18 protein-coding genes are annotated in these 14,911 nt (G+C 70.2%); 5 read left to right on the top strand and 13 right to left on the bottom strand.

The genetic code is table 11. The features are described 5' to 3' along the window. Positions 1-2: 2 nt before the first annotated feature. From secD to pdxT, 7 genes are all read right to left on the bottom strand, one after another. Complete coding sequence (secD, locus tag ASG73_RS12225; RefSeq protein ID WP_055995448.1) at positions 3-1,916, bottom strand: protein translocase subunit SecD; 1,914 nt, start codon at positions 1,914-1,916, stop codon at positions 3-5. Position 1,917: 1 nt separating this feature from the next. Beyond that, a complete protein-coding gene (gene yajC, locus ASG73_RS12230; protein ID WP_055995451.1) occupies positions 1,918-2,223 on the bottom strand; it encodes a preprotein translocase subunit YajC in 306 nt (101 codons plus the stop codon). A 140-nt stretch (positions 2,224-2,363) separates the two neighbouring features. Then, positions 2,364-3,485, bottom strand: coding sequence for a Holliday junction branch migration DNA helicase RuvB (gene ruvB / locus ASG73_RS12235; RefSeq protein ID WP_055995454.1), 1,122 nt, complete (start codon positions 3,483-3,485; stop codon positions 2,364-2,366). Then, positions 3,482-4,075 carry a Holliday junction branch migration protein RuvA gene (gene ruvA, locus ASG73_RS12240; RefSeq protein ID WP_055995457.1) on the bottom strand — a complete coding sequence of 198 codons (594 nt, stop codon included), beginning with the start codon at positions 4,073-4,075 and terminating at the stop codon, positions 3,482-3,484. Before ruvA ends, ruvB begins: the two co-directional genes overlap by 4 nt. Next, the gene (ruvC, locus tag ASG73_RS12245) at positions 4,072-4,608 is read right to left on the bottom strand and encodes a crossover junction endodeoxyribonuclease RuvC (protein ID WP_055996067.1); all 537 of its coding nucleotides are present in this window, start codon (positions 4,606-4,608) and stop codon (positions 4,072-4,074) included. The genes ruvA and ruvC overlap by 4 nt, the downstream gene beginning before the upstream one ends. An 85-nt stretch (positions 4,609-4,693) precedes the next feature. Further along, on the bottom strand, positions 4,694-5,455 hold the full coding sequence (locus ASG73_RS12250) for a YebC/PmpR family DNA-binding transcriptional regulator (RefSeq protein WP_055995460.1): 762 nt from the start codon (positions 5,453-5,455) through the stop codon (positions 4,694-4,696). A gap of 44 nt (positions 5,456-5,499) precedes the next feature. Continuing rightward, entirely contained in the window at positions 5,500-6,114 is a 615-nt protein-coding gene (gene pdxT, locus ASG73_RS12255) for a pyridoxal 5'-phosphate synthase glutaminase subunit PdxT (RefSeq protein WP_055995463.1), read from the bottom strand. Positions 6,115-6,271: 157 nt separating this feature from the next. On the opposite strand from pdxT, the gene ASG73_RS12260 reads away from it, so the two are divergent. The 4 genes from ASG73_RS12260 to ASG73_RS12275 are packed head-to-tail and all read left to right on the top strand — an operon-like array spanning position 6,272 to position 8,448. Further along, positions 6,272-6,598, top strand: coding sequence for a hypothetical protein (locus tag ASG73_RS12260; protein WP_055995466.1), 327 nt, complete (start codon positions 6,272-6,274; stop codon positions 6,596-6,598). Then, positions 6,591-7,028: a phage holin family protein gene (locus ASG73_RS12265; protein WP_055995469.1), complete on the top strand. Its 438-nt coding sequence runs from the start codon at positions 6,591-6,593 to the stop codon at positions 7,026-7,028. Before ASG73_RS12260 ends, ASG73_RS12265 begins: the two co-directional genes overlap by 8 nt. Beyond that, positions 7,025-7,393: a DUF3618 domain-containing protein gene (locus ASG73_RS12270; RefSeq protein ID WP_055995472.1), complete on the top strand. Its 369-nt coding sequence runs from the start codon at positions 7,025-7,027 to the stop codon at positions 7,391-7,393. Before ASG73_RS12265 ends, ASG73_RS12270 begins: the two co-directional genes overlap by 4 nt. Further along, complete coding sequence (locus tag ASG73_RS12275) at positions 7,393-8,448, top strand: YihY/virulence factor BrkB family protein (protein WP_055996069.1); 1,056 nt, start codon at positions 7,393-7,395, stop codon at positions 8,446-8,448. The genes ASG73_RS12270 and ASG73_RS12275 overlap by 1 nt, the downstream gene beginning before the upstream one ends. Before the next feature lie 97 nt (positions 8,449-8,545). Here the strand turns inward: ASG73_RS12275 and pdxS are convergent, their stop codons facing one another. Continuing rightward, entirely contained in the window at positions 8,546-9,439 is an 894-nt protein-coding gene (gene pdxS, locus ASG73_RS12280; RefSeq protein ID WP_055995476.1) for a pyridoxal 5'-phosphate synthase lyase subunit PdxS, read from the bottom strand. Between the two features lie 129 nt (positions 9,440-9,568). Here pdxS and ASG73_RS12285 point away from each other — a divergent pair, with 129 nt between their 5' ends. Continuing rightward, complete coding sequence (locus tag ASG73_RS12285) at positions 9,569-10,900, top strand: aminotransferase class I/II-fold pyridoxal phosphate-dependent enzyme (protein ID WP_055995478.1); 1,332 nt, start codon at positions 9,569-9,571, stop codon at positions 10,898-10,900. Positions 10,901-10,962: 62 nt separating this feature from the next. Here the strand turns inward: ASG73_RS12285 and ASG73_RS12290 are convergent, their stop codons facing one another. The 5 genes from ASG73_RS12290 to pgsA all read right to left on the bottom strand — a co-directional run bounded on the left by ASG73_RS12290 (position 10,963) and on the right by pgsA (position 14,867). Beyond that, positions 10,963-11,454 (bottom strand): hypothetical protein, encoded by a 492-nt coding sequence (locus ASG73_RS12290; protein WP_055995481.1) that lies wholly within the window; start codon positions 11,452-11,454, stop codon positions 10,963-10,965. 92 nt (positions 11,455-11,546) lie between these two features. Further along, positions 11,547-12,119: a hypothetical protein gene (locus tag ASG73_RS12295; protein ID WP_055995484.1), complete on the bottom strand. Its 573-nt coding sequence runs from the start codon at positions 12,117-12,119 to the stop codon at positions 11,547-11,549. Further along, on the bottom strand, positions 12,116-13,303 hold the full coding sequence (locus ASG73_RS12300; RefSeq protein WP_055995486.1) for a glycosyltransferase family 4 protein: 1,188 nt from the start codon (positions 13,301-13,303) through the stop codon (positions 12,116-12,118). Before ASG73_RS12300 ends, ASG73_RS12295 begins: the two co-directional genes overlap by 4 nt. Next, positions 13,300-14,235, bottom strand: coding sequence for a phosphatidylinositol mannoside acyltransferase (locus tag ASG73_RS12305; protein WP_055996071.1), 936 nt, complete (start codon positions 14,233-14,235; stop codon positions 13,300-13,302). Before ASG73_RS12305 ends, ASG73_RS12300 begins: the two co-directional genes overlap by 4 nt. Beyond that, positions 14,232-14,867: a phosphatidylinositol phosphate synthase gene (gene pgsA, locus ASG73_RS12310; RefSeq protein ID WP_055995489.1), complete on the bottom strand. Its 636-nt coding sequence runs from the start codon at positions 14,865-14,867 to the stop codon at positions 14,232-14,234. Before pgsA ends, ASG73_RS12305 begins: the two co-directional genes overlap by 4 nt. Positions 14,868-14,911: the final 44 nt, after the last annotated feature.

A 14,911-nucleotide genomic window follows, 5' to 3' on the forward strand; every position in this document is an offset into this window, starting at 1 on the left:
GCTCATCGTGCGCCTCCCTCTACCGGCACCTGTGCCGGGTTGTCACGATCGGCCGGGCCGTCGATGTCGAAGTTGCCCCGGCCCTTGTAGCGCACCTTGGCCTGACGCAGCGTGTTGACGTCGAAGCCGGACCACGGGTGTCCGGAGGCGAAGAACTTGCCGCGCGCCAAGATGGTGAGCATCGGGTGGGTGAAGAGCCAGAAGATCGCGAGGTCGATGAGCGTGGTCAGGCCGAGAGTGAAGGCAAAGCCCCGCACACCGGAGCTGGCCAGGACGTAGAGGACGACCGCCGCCAGGAAGTTGACGCCGTCGGCGACGAGGATCGTGCCCTTGGCCCGGGCCCAACCTGCCTCGACTGCTGCGCGCAGGTTCCTCCCTTCGCGTAGCTCGTCCCTGACTCTCTCGAAGTACACGATGAAGCTGTCGGCGGTGACACCGATGGCGATGATCAGACCTGTCACCCCCGCCATGTCGAGGCGATAGTTGTATCCCCACGCCAACAAGGCGATCGCCAGATACGTGATGGCGAAGGCGATGAGCATCGAGCCCACGACGACGATCGACAGCGCGCGGTACTGGACCATGGCGTAGCCGAAGACGATGAGCAGGCCGATGATGCCGGCGATGATGCCGTAGCGCAGCTGTTCCGAGCCCAGGGTCGGGCTGATCTCCTGACGCGTCTGCACGTCGAAGGACAGCGGAAGCGCGCCGAACTTCAGCGACTTCGCGAGGTTGCGGGCCTCGTCGATGGTGAAGCCGGAGATGCTCGCCTGGCCGCTGGGGATGGCCTCGTTGAAACCGGGGTCGATGAGGACCTGCGAGTCGAGGACCGCAGCCAGCGCGTTGTAGGAACCCGGGGGGTTGACCGGCGGCTGCAGGCTGGGCATCTGGACCATCTTCTTGGAGATGTCTCCGTACTCACCGCGACCCTTGCTCGTCAGCGTGAGCGAGATCTCCGGCTCGTTGGTCTGCTGGCCCTGCGGGCCGACGCGATACCCGGCCTCGGCGTTGGCGATCTCGGTACCGGCAACGACGACCGGGCCGAGGACGTACTTGATCGAGCCGTCCTGCTTGCAGGCGACGATCGCCTCACCCTCCTGCCCGGAAGGCGTCGGCTCGGGAGGCTTGGAGCAGTCGAGGTCCTGGAACTTCTGCCAGACCTTGGTGCTGATGTTGTTGGGGTCCATCGGACCGGTCGGCTTGCCGGAGGGCTTCCAGCTCTGCTGGGCCGGGTCAGCGGGGGCCGTCGCCGAGGGCTTGGCCGACGCGTCCTTCGACGGGGAGGTCTTCGCGCTCTTGGGCGACGTGGTCTTCGACGGGCTCGGCTCGGCGGTACGGGCCTGGTCGCGGGACGCCGGGGTCTCGCTGCGACTGGCGCTCGGCTGGGTCGTCTTGGACCCGCCGCTGGACGAGGCACCGTCGGACTTCTCTCCGCTCGAGGAGGGGCTGGAGGATCCGGACGTGCTGGTGTCCGAGGGCTGCGGCTGGAGCAGCGCAGGATCGCCGACGGCCGTTGCCAGCACGGGACGGAACTGCATCTGCGAGGACGCCGCGATGGCGTCCTCCTGCTCCTTGGTCGGTGTGCCCGGCATCGCGACCACGATGTTGGAGTTGCCCTGCGTGGTCACCTCGGCGCCGGTGGTGCCCTGCGAGTCGATGCGCTGCACGATGATGTCGCGCGCCTCGGCCAGCTGTTCCTGGGAGACGCTGCCGCCACCGGTGACCCGGGGCTCGAGCACGATCTGGGTGCCGCCGGCCAGGTCCAGACCGAGCCGCGGGGCCCAGGTCGCGTCCTTCTTGACCACACCGAAGCCCAGCGCGCCGGTGAGCACGATGATCCCGGCGAAGAGCCAGACGAGGGTGCGCTTGGCGTGGTCCTTGCGCGCGGTGTCCTTGCTGCGTCGACGCTCAGCCATCTCAGTCCTGTCCGCCCTGCTCCGTGGTGGGCCCCGCAGTCGGGGCCTCGACCTTCATGCCGATGGCCCGACGGTCAAAGGTCAGCACGGTGCCCGGAGCCACCTCCAGCCGCGCGCGCTCATCGTCGAGCTCGATGATCCGTCCGAGGATGCCGGAGGTCGTGAAGACCTCGTCTCCTACCTGCAGCGAGGCCGCGAACTGCGCCATCGTGCGCTGCCGTCGTCGCGCAGACCAGAGCATGAAGCCGATGAGCACGAGCGGGAGGAGCAGCAGGAGCAGGCTGGCGGTCTGCGAGCCTTGATTCATGAGGGGGACTTCCTGAGTCGGGGCTGGTCGGTCGGGGGACGTCGCAGAGGCTCGGGTGGACCCGAGCCAAGGGTCGAGTCTAGGTCAGACATCTCCGACGTCACCAACGGACACGACGGCCAGAAGGTTTCGTGTCTGCATCAGCCGAAACGGCCACCATCCGACGCCTCAGGCAGCTGCAGGGGAGGCTGTACCCCCGGTGGCGGGGTGAGTCCGAGGTGCTCCCACGCCTGAGGCGTGGCGAGTCGGCCACGGGGGCTGCGCACGATGTAACCCTGCCGCACCAGGTACGGCTCGGCCACCGTCTCGACGGTGTCGGTCTCCTCCCCCACGGCCACGGCCAGGGTCGACAGCCCCACCGGTCCACCGGCGAATCGTCGACACATCGCCTCGAGCACAGCACGGTCCAGGCGGTCCAACCCCGCCTCGTCGACATCGAAGAGGGTCAGTGCCGACCGGGCGGCCGTCAGGTCGACCTCCCCCGTGCCGTGCACCTGGGCCCAGTCGCGCACACGTCGGAGCAACCGGTTGGCGATGCGTGGTGTGCCGCGTGAGCGCAGGGCGATCTCCGCCAGGGCGTCGGCATCAGCGGGGACGGACAGCAGGCGGGCGCTGCGTTGCAGGATTCGCTCGAGGTCGGCGACCTCGTAGAAGTCGAGGTGCCCGGTGAAGCCGAAGCGGTCGCGCAGGGGCGCCGGCAGCAGTCCCGCTCGGGTCGTCGCGCCGACGACGGTGAAGGGGGGCAGCTCCAGCGGGATGGCGGTCGCACCCGGGCCCTTGCCCACGATGACGTCGACACGGAAGTCCTCCATCGCGAGATAGAGCATCTCCTCTGCGGGCCGGGACATGCGGTGGATCTCGTCGAGGAAGAGGACCTCGCCCTCGACGAGGGAGGACAGGACCGAGGCCAGGTCACCGGCGTGCTGGATGGCCGGTCCGGAGGTCACGCGGATGGGTTGCTCGAGCTCGGCCGCGACGATCATGGCCAGCGTCGTCTTGCCGAGCCCGGGAGGACCCGAGAGCAGGACGTGGTCGGGTGGGGAGCCACGGCGGCGGGCCGCCTCGAGGACGAGACCCAGCTGGTTGCGCACCTTGGTCTGGCCGGGGAACTCCGAGAGGCGCCGCGGTCGCAGCGCCGCCTCGACGGCCCCCTCGTCATCGCTCCCGCCCGCGTCGACGATGCGCGCCGTCGCGTCGAAGGAGCCATCTCCCTCCCGGGGGTCCTCGTCGGCCACCCGGATCTCTGAGCTGAAGCCGCTCATCTGGCCAGCACCTGCAGGGCGGCCCGCAGGGCGCTGGAGACGTCCTCACTGCCGTGCTCGTCGGCGACCGTGGCCACCGCATCGCTGGACTGCTTGGTCGAGTAGCCCAGACCGACGAGGGCGTCGGCGACGTGCTCCTGCCAGGCCCTTGCGGGCACCGCAGCACCATTCGCTGCCCCTGCACCGGGGGCCTGCGGCAACTTGTCCCGCAGCTCGAGAGCGATCCGCTCCGCGCCCTTCTTGCCGATGCCGGGGACCTTGGTCAGGGTGGCGATGTCCTCGGCGGCGACGGCTGCGGACAGCTCGTCAGGGCTGAGGACCGACAGGATGGCCAACGCCACCCTGGGGCCGACCCCACTGACGGTCTGGGCGAGCTCGAAGGTGTCGCGCTCCCCCGCTGTCGCGAAGCCGTAGAGCGTCATCGAGTCCTCGCGCACGACCATGCTCGTGGCCAGCGCCACGGACGAGCCGGTGCGGCATCCGGCAGCGACCGACGGCGGCGTGTGGACGAGCAGACCGACGCCGTGCACGTCGACGACGACCCGGTCGAGGCCGACGTGCTGGGCGGTACCCGTGACGGACGCGATCATGCCCCCGCCACCGATCGCAGACGGGCCCGCTCACTGGCCGCGGCGAGCTCACGGCGGGTGTTGCCCGCACCTCGCCACTGGTGGCAGATCGCCAGGGCCAGGGCGTCGGCGGCGTCAGCCGGCTTGGGCGGCTCGGAGAGGGAGAGGATACGGGTGACCATGGTCGTGATCTGGGCCTTGTCTGCTCGGCCGGAGCCGGAGACGGCTGCCTTGACCTCGGTGGGGGTGTGCAGGGTGACGGGCAGGCCGCGCCGGGCGCCGGCCAGGAGCACCAGTCCGCTGACCTGGGCGGTCGTCATGACGGTGGGGACGTGCTCGGCGGCATAGACCCGCTCCAGGGCGATGACGTCGGGCGTGAAGCGGTCGAGCCACGCGTCGAGCTCGTCCTGCACGTAGGCGAGACGATCACCGGTGTCACGCCCCGCCGAGGTGCGCACGACGCCCACCGCGACCATCCGCAGCGCGCGGGCCTCCCCTTCGACGACCCCGAGTCCGCACCGGGTCAGCCCGGGGTCCACGCCCAGCACTCGCACGTGCATCCTCCGACCCTCGACTCGAACACCTGTTCTGGTCGAGGCTACGTGTCGGCGACGCGCGCGGCGCCGCCGACACGCCGGATCACTCGTCCTCGGCCTCGAGCTGGGCCATGACCTCGTCGGAGATGTCTCCGTTGGAGAAGACGTCCTGGACGTCGTCGCTGTCCTCGAGCGCCTCGACGACCCGCATCAGCTTCTTCGCGCCGTCGGCGTCGAGGGGCACCTGCATGCTCGGCAGGAAGGAGGCCTCGGCGGAGTCGTAGTCGACGCCCGCCTCCTGCAGAGCGGTGCGCACGGCGACGAAGTCGGTCGCCTCGGACACGATCTGCCAGGACTCGCCGAAGTCGTTGATCTCCTCGGCACCGGCCTCGAGCACGACCTCGAGCAGCTGGTCCTCGCTCTGCTCCGACTTGGGCACCATGACGACGCCCTTGCGGTTGAAGAGGTACGCGACCGAGTTGGGGTCGGCCAGGTTGCCGCCGTTGCGGCTCAGGGCAGTTCGCACCTCGGTGGCCGCGCGGTTCTTGTTGTCGGTGAGGCACTCGATGAGGATCGCGACACCGCCGGGCGCGTAGCCCTCGTAGGTGATGTTCTCCCAGTCGGCGCCGCCGGTCTCAGCACCGGACCCGCGCTTGATCGCGCGCTCGATGTTGTCGATGGGGACCGAGTTCTTCTTCGCCTTCTGCACGGCGTCGTAGAGGGTGGGGTTGCCCGTGAGGTCAGCACCGCCCGTGCGGGCCGCGACCTCGATGTACTTGATCAGCTTGGCGAAGAGCTTGCCGCGCTTGGCGTCGATCGCCGCCTTCTTGTGCTTCGTGGTTGCCCATTTGGAGTGGCCGGACACGTAGGTCTCCTCGGTGTGGCTGGCAGGTGGTCCGAAAAAGGATCTTACGCGCTCGTCTTTTGCACCATGTCGACGAAGAGCCGGTGGATGCGGTGGTCACCGGTCACCTCGGGGTGGAAGCTCGTCGCGAGCAGATGGCCCTGACGGACGACGACAGGATGGGACTCACCCTCGGTCTCGACGCTCGCGAGGACCTCGACGTCCGGGCCGCAGGCCTCCACCCAGGGCGCGCGGATGAAGACGGCCCGCAGCGGTCCCCCGGCCACGCCCGCCACGTCGAGGTCGACCTCGTAGGAGTCGACCTGTCGCCCGAAGGCATTGCGGCGCACCGTGACGTCGAGACCACCGAGGGTCTGCTGGTCGCGATGCCCGTCGAGGATCCGGTCGGCGAGCAGGATCATCCCGGCGCAGCTGCCGTAGACCGGCATGCCGTCGGCGATGCGGGAGCGAAGGGGGTCCCGCAGCCCGAAGATGCGCGTCAGCTTGTCGATGGTCGTCGACTCCCCGCCGGGAAGGACCAGGGCATCCACCGCAGCCAGCTCCTCGGGGCGGCGCACGGCGACGGTGCTCGCCCCGGACTCCTCGAGCGCAGCACGGTGCTCACGGACATCGCCCTGGACTGCGAGGACGCCGATGACGGGCCGGGAGGGATCGCTCATGTCACGGAATGTAGTCCGCATCGAGTGGGGCACCCGCACGCGCCCCGGGACACAGTCCGCGACCGCCGCACCACGTGCCGGCGTGGCCTCGGTTTTGATGGCCGGAACCGGGGTAAGCCCGTTGACCCAGCAACACGAAGAGACCCTGGAGGTTGTCATGAACAAGATCTCGATGATCGTGGCCGGCGTTGCCGGCTACGTGCTCGGTACCCGAGCAGGACGAGAGCAGTACGACACGATGGCGACGACGGCCCGCAAGATCTGGCGTGACCCCAAGGTGCAACGCAAGGCCGGTCAGGCGCAGCAGGCGGCCGGCGACCTCGGGCAGAAGGCCGGGGACAAGGTCACGTCGAAGGTCAAGGAGCACACCGGCGGTGACTCGTCCACCGACTCGCGGAGCAGTTCCACCTCGGGCACGACGCCGGACCTCGGTATGCCTCCGACAGGTGGCGGCACGACGCACGGCGGGGGGCCGCATGGCTGATCAGCACCACGAAGGCGCTCACGCCGCAGGACGCACCGACATCGGGGCGCAGCACGAGACGACCGGACAGCTCATCGCAGACGCGACCGAGCAGATCGGCCAGCTCGTCCGGCAGGAGATGGCGCTCGCCAGGGCGGAGCTGACCCAGAGCGCCAAGAAGGCGGGCACCGGCGCCGGCCTCTTCGGCGGAGCAGGTCTCGTCGCGCTCTACGGCGTCGCGGTGCTCATCGCGACCGCCGTCATCGCGTTGGACCTCGTCATGCCGCTCTGGCTGGCCGCCCTCGTCGTGGGGATCGTCCTGCTCGCCGTCGCGGGGGTGCTCGCCCTCGTCGGCAAGAAGCAGGTGACGCAGGCGACGCCGCCGGTCGAGCGCACCGTCCACAACGTCAGGGCGGACATCGACACCGTCAAGGGAGGACAGCACACATGAGCACATTCGACGAGCACGAGCGCGGGCTCGACGGCAACGGGTCTACGGGCCAGGACGCGGACGTCGAGCGGCTCGAGCGCGATGCGGCCGCAGCCAGGGCCGACCTGGCGGACACGGTCGACGCACTCACCGCCAAGCTCGACGTCAGGAGCAGGGCCAAGCACGGCGCCGACGCCCAGCTGGCCAGGGCGCAGCACGCCGTGGCCGACGTCCGGCGCACCGCGACCGACCGCGACGGCAGGCCGCTGCCCCTGGCATGGCTGGCGGGAGGGCTCGCGCTCGCCGTGGTCGTGGGCGGGCCGCTCGTCGTGCGGGCCCTCCGCTCACGCACCCGGTGGGCCCGCTCCGTGCGGTCCGCGCGCTGATGGCCGCACGAGCACGTCGCGGCGACGGCACGGCGCCGCACCCGGAGGAATCCCGCAAGCCCGACGCGCCGACGGACATCACCAGGCCCACCTTGCGCTACGTGCTGCGCAAGACGGCGCGGGAGTTCTCCGCGGACGAGTGCACCGACCTCGCCGCAGCATTGACGTACTACGCGGTCCTGGCGCTCTTCCCCGCCTTCATCGCGCTGATGTCCCTCGTGGGCCTCGTCGGGCAGGGACCCCAGACGGTCGAGACCATCCTGGGAGTCGTGCGGGACACCGCCGGCGCCTCCGTGGCCGACGCCATCGAGCCGGTCATGACCTCGTTGTCGCAGACTCCGGGGGCGGGCCTCGCCCTCGTCCTGGGTCTCGTCGGCGCCCTCTGGTCAGCGTCCGGGTACGTCAACGCGTTCTCCCGGGCGATGAACCGCATCTACGGCTTCAGGGAGGGGCGCCCCTTCTGGAAGCTGCGTCCCATCACCTTGCTCGTCACCCTGGTGCTGCTCGTGCTCGTCGCCCTCGTGCTCGTGGGGCTCGTGGTCTCGGGTCCCGTGGCGACGTCGATCGGCTCGGCACTGGGCCTCGGATCGGCCGCGGTGACGATCTGGCAGATCGCCAAGTGGCCGGTACTCCTGGCTGTGGTGGTCCTCATCGTCGCGATCCTCTACTACGCCACGCCCAACGTTCGCCAGCCCAGGATGCGGTGGATGAGCCCGGGCGCACTGCTGGCGATCCTCGTCTGGGTGCTCGCCTCGGTCGTCTTCGGGGTGTACGTCGCCAGCTTCGGGTCGTACAACAAGACGTACGGCTCGATGGCCGGCATCATCGTCTTCCTCCTGTGGCTGTGGCTGACCAATGTCGCCCTGCTCTTCGGGGCCGAGCTCGACACCGAGCTCGAGCGTGGCCGGGAGCTGCAGGCCGGCATGCCCGCGGAGGAGGAGATCCAGCTGCCGGCCCGGGACTCCAGGGGCATCGACAAGAAGCGGGAGAAGCACGAGGCCGATGTGCGGGAGGGACGTCGGCTGCGCAACCACTCCCACCGGGACCCGGACTGATCGGCCGGATCATCCCCACGGCTCCTTGACCCACGTACTGGCAGAAGGGCGCCCCGGCCGTCGGTCGGGGCGCCCTTCTGACTGGATCAGCTGGCCGTCACCAGCCGCGCTCGGACAGCCGGTGCGGCTCGGGGATCTCGTCGACGTTGATGCCGACCATGGCCTCCCCCAGTCCGCGGGAGATCTTGGCCAGGGCGTCCGGGTCGTCGAAGAAGGTGGTCGCCTTGACGATCGCCTCGGCGCGCTCGACGGGGTTGCCGGACTTGAAGATGCCGGAGCCGACGAAGACACCCTCGGCGCCCAGCTGCATCATCATCGCGGCGTCCGCGGGAGTGGCGATGCCGCCGGCGGTGAAGAGCACGACGGGCAGCTTGCCGTTGGCAGCGACCTCCTTGACGAGCTCGTAGGGGGCCTGCAGCTCCTTGGCTGCGACATACAGCTCGTCGTCGGCCATCGTGCTCAGACGAGCGAGCTGCTGGCGGATCTGACGCATGTGCGTGGTCGCGTTGGAGACGTCACCGGTACCGGCCTCGCCCTTGCTACGGATCATCGCCGCGCCCTCGGTGATGCGACGCAGTGCCTCACCCAGGTTGGTCGCACCACAGACGAAGGGGACGGTGTAGTTCCACTTGTCGATGTGGTTGGCGTAGTCGGCCGGGGTGAGGACCTCGGACTCGTCGATGTAGTCGACGCCGAGGGACTCCAGGATCTGCGCCTCGACGAAGTGTCCGATGCGCGCCTTGGCCATGACGGGGATCGAGACGGCCTCGATGATGCCGTCGATCATGTCGGGGTCGCTCATCCGCGAGACGCCACCCTGGGCGCGGATGTCGGCGGGGACGCGTTCGAGCGCCATGACGGCGACGGCGCCGGCGTCCTCGGCGATCTTGGCCTGGTCAGGCGTGACGACGTCCATGATGACGCCACCCTTGAGCATCTCCGCCATGCCACGCTTGACGCGCGCGGTCCCGGTCGTCGTGTCGCTACCCATGGTCTTCTCCCTCGTCCGTGGTCCCGGCGCACCCGGGCCAATGTTTGATCTAGGCCAGAAACTAGCACGGCACAGATCAAAGTCCTCCCTGCCGCTCGCGTGACGAGAACCCCATCTAGACTCCGGGACGTGACTACCGAAGCAGCCCCCATCACCGGGGGGACGGCCGCCGAGATCGCCGACAGCGTGCGCGGACTCGTCGAGCGCGGCCACCTCTCCCCCGGTGACGTCCTTCCGCCGGTGCGGGCGCTGGCCGAGCAGCTCGGGGTCAATCGCAACACGGCAGTCGCCGCCTACCGCGTGCTGGCCCGCTCCGGTGTCGTCGTCTCGCAGGGCCGGGCCGGCACCCGGGTCGCGCGGCGCTCACGAGTCCCGCAGGAGGGCTTCGCCGCCGCGGGCTCGCTCCGCGACGTCGGCACCGGCAATCCCGACCCCCGACTCATCCCGGACCTGGGACCGGCTCTCGCTGCCGCCGCGGGCCGGCACGTGCTCTACGGCGAACCCACGATCGATCGCGACCTCCTGTCCTGGGCGCGCGGGTGGATGGCTCCCGACGTGCCGGCGGCCACCGCGGAGCTGCACCTCACACTCACCAGTGGCGCCGTCGACGCCGTCGAGCGACTCTTGGCACAGGCACTGCTGCGTGACGACACCGTGGCCCTCGAGGATCCCTGCTTCCTCGCGAGCATCCATCTCGCCCAGCTCGGGGGCTACCGCGCCGTGCCGGTCCCCGTCGACGCCGAGGGGATGACCGTCGACGGCCTGCGCCAGGCCCTCGACCAGGGAGTACGAGCCGTCGTGAGCACGCCCCGCGCGCAGAACCCCACGGGCGCGTCACTGAGCGCCCGCCGGGCCGAGGCCCTCCGCGAGGTGATGTCGAAGCACCCGTACGTCCTCGTCGTGCAGGACGACTACTACTCCTACCTGTCCCGGCAGCCCTTCCACTCGATCGTCGGACCTGAGCACCAGCGCTGGGCGCTCGTGCGGTCGGTCTCGAAGTTCGCGGGGCCCGACATGTGCCTCGCGGTGACGGCCTGCGATGCCGACACGGCCGCGAGGCTCGAGATGCGCCTCAGCCCCGGCACGACGTGGGTGAGCCACCTGCTGCAACGGATCACGCACTCCGTGATGACGGACGAGGCCGCACTGACCCTCATCGAGCAGGCGAGTGCGCACTATGCGCAGCGCAATGACTCCTTCGCCGAGCGTCTCACCGAGCGCGGCCTGCCCACCGTCGCCGGCGACGGGATGAGCCTGTGGGTCGGCCTGCCCGTGCCCGCGCGTGACGTCGCAGAGCGGCTGACCCGTCGGGGATGGCTCGTGCGCACTGGCGACGACTTCCGGCTCGAGGAGAGCGACGAGCCCTCGCACCACCTGAGGTTGACCGTGCACGACCTCGGTGACGATGACGCGGCCACCCTTGCCGGAGATCTCGTGGACGCTGTCCACGAGGTCGGTTGAGAGACACCTCCCGCACGACTCACCTCAGCGGACGGTGAGCCCGTGGGCCCAGGGCCCCCGGGTCAGAGGCGGTCCGGACCGCTCGGCGGTGGAGGGTCGACCGGGCCCTCTCCCGGAGGGGGCGGCGGTGCGGTGCGATCGGACGCGGGAGGCGGTGGCGTCTCGCCGTGGGACGAAGGGGGCTGTGGCGCCTGGTGTCCGGTGCCGGGCGGCGGGGGTGCCTGCTGGGTCGGCTGCGAGGAGTTGCCCATGACATTGGAGCGGATGTCGCCGAGGGCTGCGCGAGGGTCCTTGCCCTTCTGCCGCGCCCACAGCAGATAGACGATGAGCCCGACGACCGCCAAGGGCAGGAGGCAGCAGCAGAGACCGAGGAACCCGATGCCGCCACCCCGGCGTCGGCGACGACGTCGCATCGGGAGCGCCGCCAGCGCGCGGTCACCACCCACGAGGGCCAGCTGGGCCACGGCGAGCTGCTCCAGACCGACCCGGGGCAGGCCGGTCAGGGTGAGCAGCTCGTTGAGCGGTGTCACGAGGGTCAGGTCTGTCAGGCTCATGCCCAGATCATGCCTGCCCGGACGGCTTCTGGCGAGGGCCTCGCCACCCGCACCGCGACGTCGTCACCCGGCCGGCTGACGAGTGGTCCGGTTCAGCTGCCGATCTGGGCGTCGTCGAACTCGACGGTCTGCGGCAGGTCCGCGTAGCCGGCCAGGCGGAAGAGCCGCACCACGCGCTTGGCCCGCACCCGCTGGACCTCCTTGACGGCCTCATTGTGGAAGCGCCGGGCGAGCTGCACGCGCAGGCCGGCCTCGCGGACCCGCTCCAGCGCAGCCGCGCCGACTCCCCCCTTCGCCTCGATGTCGCCGGAGACCTCCGGTGGCAGCGCCGCATGGAGCACCTCGGTCAGCTCGCTCTCGACGGTCTCCCGTCCGGCGAAGTGCTGGCCCTCGAGGAGATCGGACTCGAAGGTCCGCTCGTTGACCCGCTCGAGGGACTCGCTCGCGGCCGCTGCGAGCAGGAAGCCGCTCGCGGGGTCGATGGCACCGGAGTTGGCCAGCTCGAGGCCGGCCTCGGCCCGCCGCACGACGTGGGCGTCGAGGGCAGACAGCGCGCCTTCGACCTTGGCGTGCAGCCGGTCGAGCCGCGCTGCGCTGTAGGAGAGGTACCAGGCCATGATCACGAGCAGACAGATGACGACGACGATCCAGCTGATGACGGTCATGCGGGCCCTCCCCCGGTGCGGCGCTCGAGTCCGGGTCGCAGGCGGGTGACCTCGCGGTGGTGGGACCCGGCATCGGCGACGGTGTCGTAGACCGCAAGGATCTCCTTGGCCACGACCTGCCAGTCGAAGGTCTGGGCTCGTTGACGTCCGAGGTCGCTGAGCACCTGCAACCGGGCCGGGTCCCGCAGCAGCTCCACCGCACGAGCGGAGAGGTCCTCGGAGCGGCCGTTGGCGAAGAGCGCACCGGACATCCCGGCGCGGCCACCGTCGAGCACCCGCTGGAAGGCAGCCAGGTCGCTGGCCAGGACCGGCGCACCGGCAGCCATCGCCTCGACGAGCACGATGCCGAAGCTCTCTCCGCCGGTGTGCGGCGCGATGTAGAGGTCCGCGGACGCCAGCGCCGAGGCCTTGTCCTCGTCGGAGAGCGCCCCGAGGAACTCGGTGGCGGCCCGGACCCGCTCGGGGAGCTTGGCTCTGGCCGCCTCCGTGCCGCCCGGGCCCACGACGAGCAGTCGGGCTCCCGGCACGGCATCGAGGATGGCCGGCATGGCAGCGGCCAGTACCGGCAGGCCCTTGCGGGGCTCGTCGATGCGTCCGAGGAAGACGATGGTGGGACTGCCGGGACCGCCGACCCACCGGGGGTCCCCGGTGGCCCGGGCGAAGGCTGCGGTGTCGACGCCGTTGGGGATGACGACCGCGTCGCCGCCGATGTGGGTCGTGACGGTGCGGCGCGCGTCCTCGGAGACGGCGATGCGCCCGCGGATCTTCTCCAGGGAGGGTCGCAGCAGCGGGTAGGTGGCCTGCATGACCCGGGAACGGACGTTGGAGGTGTGGAAGGTCGTCACCACCGGGCTGGTCGCGGCCCACAGCGCGAGCAACGACAGGCTGGGCGCGAGCGGCTCGTGGATGTGGATGACGTCGAAGTCACCCTCGTCCAACCACCGCCCGACCTTGGCCGCCGCCACCGGCCCGAAGAGCAGTCGCGCGGTCGAGCCGTTGTAGCGGATCGGGACCGCTCGGCCCGCCGGCACGACATAGGGCGGCAGGTCCGTCCCCTCGTCCGCGGGGGCGAGCACCGATGCCTCGTGGCCGTTCCTGATGAGGTACTCGGCCAGGTCCCGGATGTGGAACTGGACGCCGCCGGGCACGTCGAAGGAGTAAGGACTGACCAGACCGATCTTCATGCTGCCTCCGTCCTGGCAGCATCCCGCGCGGGATCGAGGTCGTCGACGAAGACCCGCTGCATCATGTGCCAGTCCTGCGTGTGTGCGACGAGCGCCGAGCCGAAGGCGTCGGCGCACGCCTGGGTGGTGCGAGCGACAGCGTCCGGGCTGCCTTGCGGCGCAACGTCCACCGCGTCGTGGATGGTGATGACCATGCCCCACGTGCGACCGACCCGCTCGTGGCGCAGGGTGACGGGATAGAGCGGCGCACCGCTCTCGACGGCGAGGGCAGCGGGGCCGGCGGCCATACGGGCTCGGTGCCCGCACAGGTCGACCTCGACCCCACTGGCGGACAGGTCCCGGTCTGCCAGCAGCGGCATGACGACAGGCTCGCCGGTCGCGAGCTGTGCGCGCAGCCTGGCGAAGGTCCCGTGCTCGGCCGGGTGGATCACCATGCCCAGACCCTCGCGGTAGTCGAGGAAGGCTTGAAACATCTCCTCGGGTTCCAGCCGCTCGGCGACGGTGACCACGGTTCCCAGGTGGCGGGCGCACCAGACGCCCGCGAGGTCCCAGTTGCCGGTGTGCCCCAAGAACGCCAGCACCGGTCGTCCTGCCAGCAGGTCCGCCTTCATCTGGGGCATGGCCCCCTCGTAGCGGACGACGGAGTCGACGTGGTCACCGGCGATGGCCGGCAGACGGAAGGCCTCGACGTAGTAGCGAAGGGCGGCACGCACCCCCTTCGCCGTGAGGTCCTCGAGCTCGGCAGGGCTCAGCTCGGGGCGGATCCGGGCGTAGTTGGCCCGCAGCCGCTGGACCGACGAACCGTTGCCGGCGTGGGTCCGGTCAGCGGCCAGGTCGAAGAGGCGGTAGGTCAGGCCGGCCGGCAGCAGCCGCAACACCCGCCAGGCCAGCAGGAAGCCCCAGACCGTGGCCAGACGACGTACCCGGGTCACGGCGTGGGGGTCGCCGCGTCGGCCTCGGCGTCGAGGCACTGCTGACGCACGAACAACACGCGCTGCATGATCGTGACGGCGCTGGCGACGAAGAGCAGGGCGAGGACGACCTTGAGGACGACCTCGGGCAGACCCAGACCGACCAGACCGGTCGTCACGAGGGCCACGACGAGGCGGTCCGCACGTTCGGCGATACCGACGCTCGCGGTCATCCCCAGCCCCTCGGCACGGGCGCGGGCGTAGGAGACGACGCTGCCAAGGATGAGACAGCCCAACGCGAGCCACGCCATCACCCGATCGTCGCCACCCTGGAAGAACCAGATGGCCAGCCCGGAGAAGATCGCCGCGTCCCCGACGCGGTCGAGCGTCGAGTCGAGGAAGGCGCCCCACTTGCTCGTACGGCCGAGCAGTCGCGCCATGACACCGTCGAGGGTGTCGGAGAAGACAAAGGCGGTGATGACGAGCACGCCGATCAGCAGCTCACCCCGCGGGAAGAAGACCAACGCGCCAAGGCACACACCGAGCGTGCCGAGGATCGTCACCGCGTCGGGACTGAGGCCGAGACGAATGAGGAACTTCGCCACGGGAGTCAGGATCCGGGTGGCCGCGGCGCGTGCGTATCGATTGAGCATCTCGCGTCAAGAGTAACTGCGACGCGCCGCTCCTCCCGAACGGC

Source organism: Janibacter sp. Soil728, assembly GCF_001428305.1.
GTDB lineage: Bacteria > Actinomycetota > Actinomycetes > Actinomycetales > Dermatophilaceae > Janibacter.

Excerpts from the sequence above, each read along its gene's own strand:
- pdxS (WP_055995476.1), bottom strand. The coding sequence starts at position 9,439 with ATGGGTAGCGACACGACGACCGGGACCGCGCGCGTCAAGCGTGGCATG.
- ASG73_RS12260 (WP_055995466.1), top strand. The coding sequence starts at position 6,272 with ATGAACAAGATCTCGATGATCGTGGCCGGCGTTGCCGGCTACGTGCTC.
- ASG73_RS12300 (WP_055995486.1), bottom strand. The coding sequence starts at position 13,303 with ATGAAGATCGGTCTGGTCAGTCCTTACTCCTTCGACGTGCCCGGCGGC.
- ASG73_RS12270 (WP_055995472.1), top strand. The coding sequence starts at position 7,025 with ATGAGCACATTCGACGAGCACGAGCGCGGGCTCGACGGCAACGGGTCT.
- secD (WP_055995448.1), bottom strand. The coding sequence starts at position 1,916 with ATGGCTGAGCGTCGACGCAGCAAGGACACCGCGCGCAAGGACCACGCC.
- ASG73_RS12295 (WP_055995484.1), bottom strand. The coding sequence starts at position 12,119 with ATGACCGTCATCAGCTGGATCGTCGTCGTCATCTGTCTGCTCGTGATC.
- ASG73_RS12275 (WP_055996069.1), top strand. The coding sequence starts at position 7,393 with ATGGCCGCACGAGCACGTCGCGGCGACGGCACGGCGCCGCACCCGGAG.
- pgsA (WP_055995489.1), bottom strand. The coding sequence starts at position 14,867 with ATGCTCAATCGATACGCACGCGCCGCGGCCACCCGGATCCTGACTCCC.
- yajC (WP_055995451.1), bottom strand. The coding sequence starts at position 2,223 with ATGAATCAAGGCTCGCAGACCGCCAGCCTGCTCCTGCTGCTCCTCCCG.
- ASG73_RS12290 (WP_055995481.1), bottom strand. The coding sequence starts at position 11,454 with ATGAGCCTGACAGACCTGACCCTCGTGACACCGCTCAACGAGCTGCTC.
- ruvA (WP_055995457.1), bottom strand. The coding sequence starts at position 4,075 with ATGATCGCGTCCGTCACGGGTACCGCCCAGCACGTCGGCCTCGACCGG.
- ruvB (WP_055995454.1), bottom strand. The coding sequence starts at position 3,485 with ATGAGCGGCTTCAGCTCAGAGATCCGGGTGGCCGACGAGGACCCCCGG.
- pdxT (WP_055995463.1), bottom strand. The coding sequence starts at position 6,114 with ATGAGCGATCCCTCCCGGCCCGTCATCGGCGTCCTCGCAGTCCAGGGC.
- ASG73_RS12265 (WP_055995469.1), top strand. The coding sequence starts at position 6,591 with ATGGCTGATCAGCACCACGAAGGCGCTCACGCCGCAGGACGCACCGAC.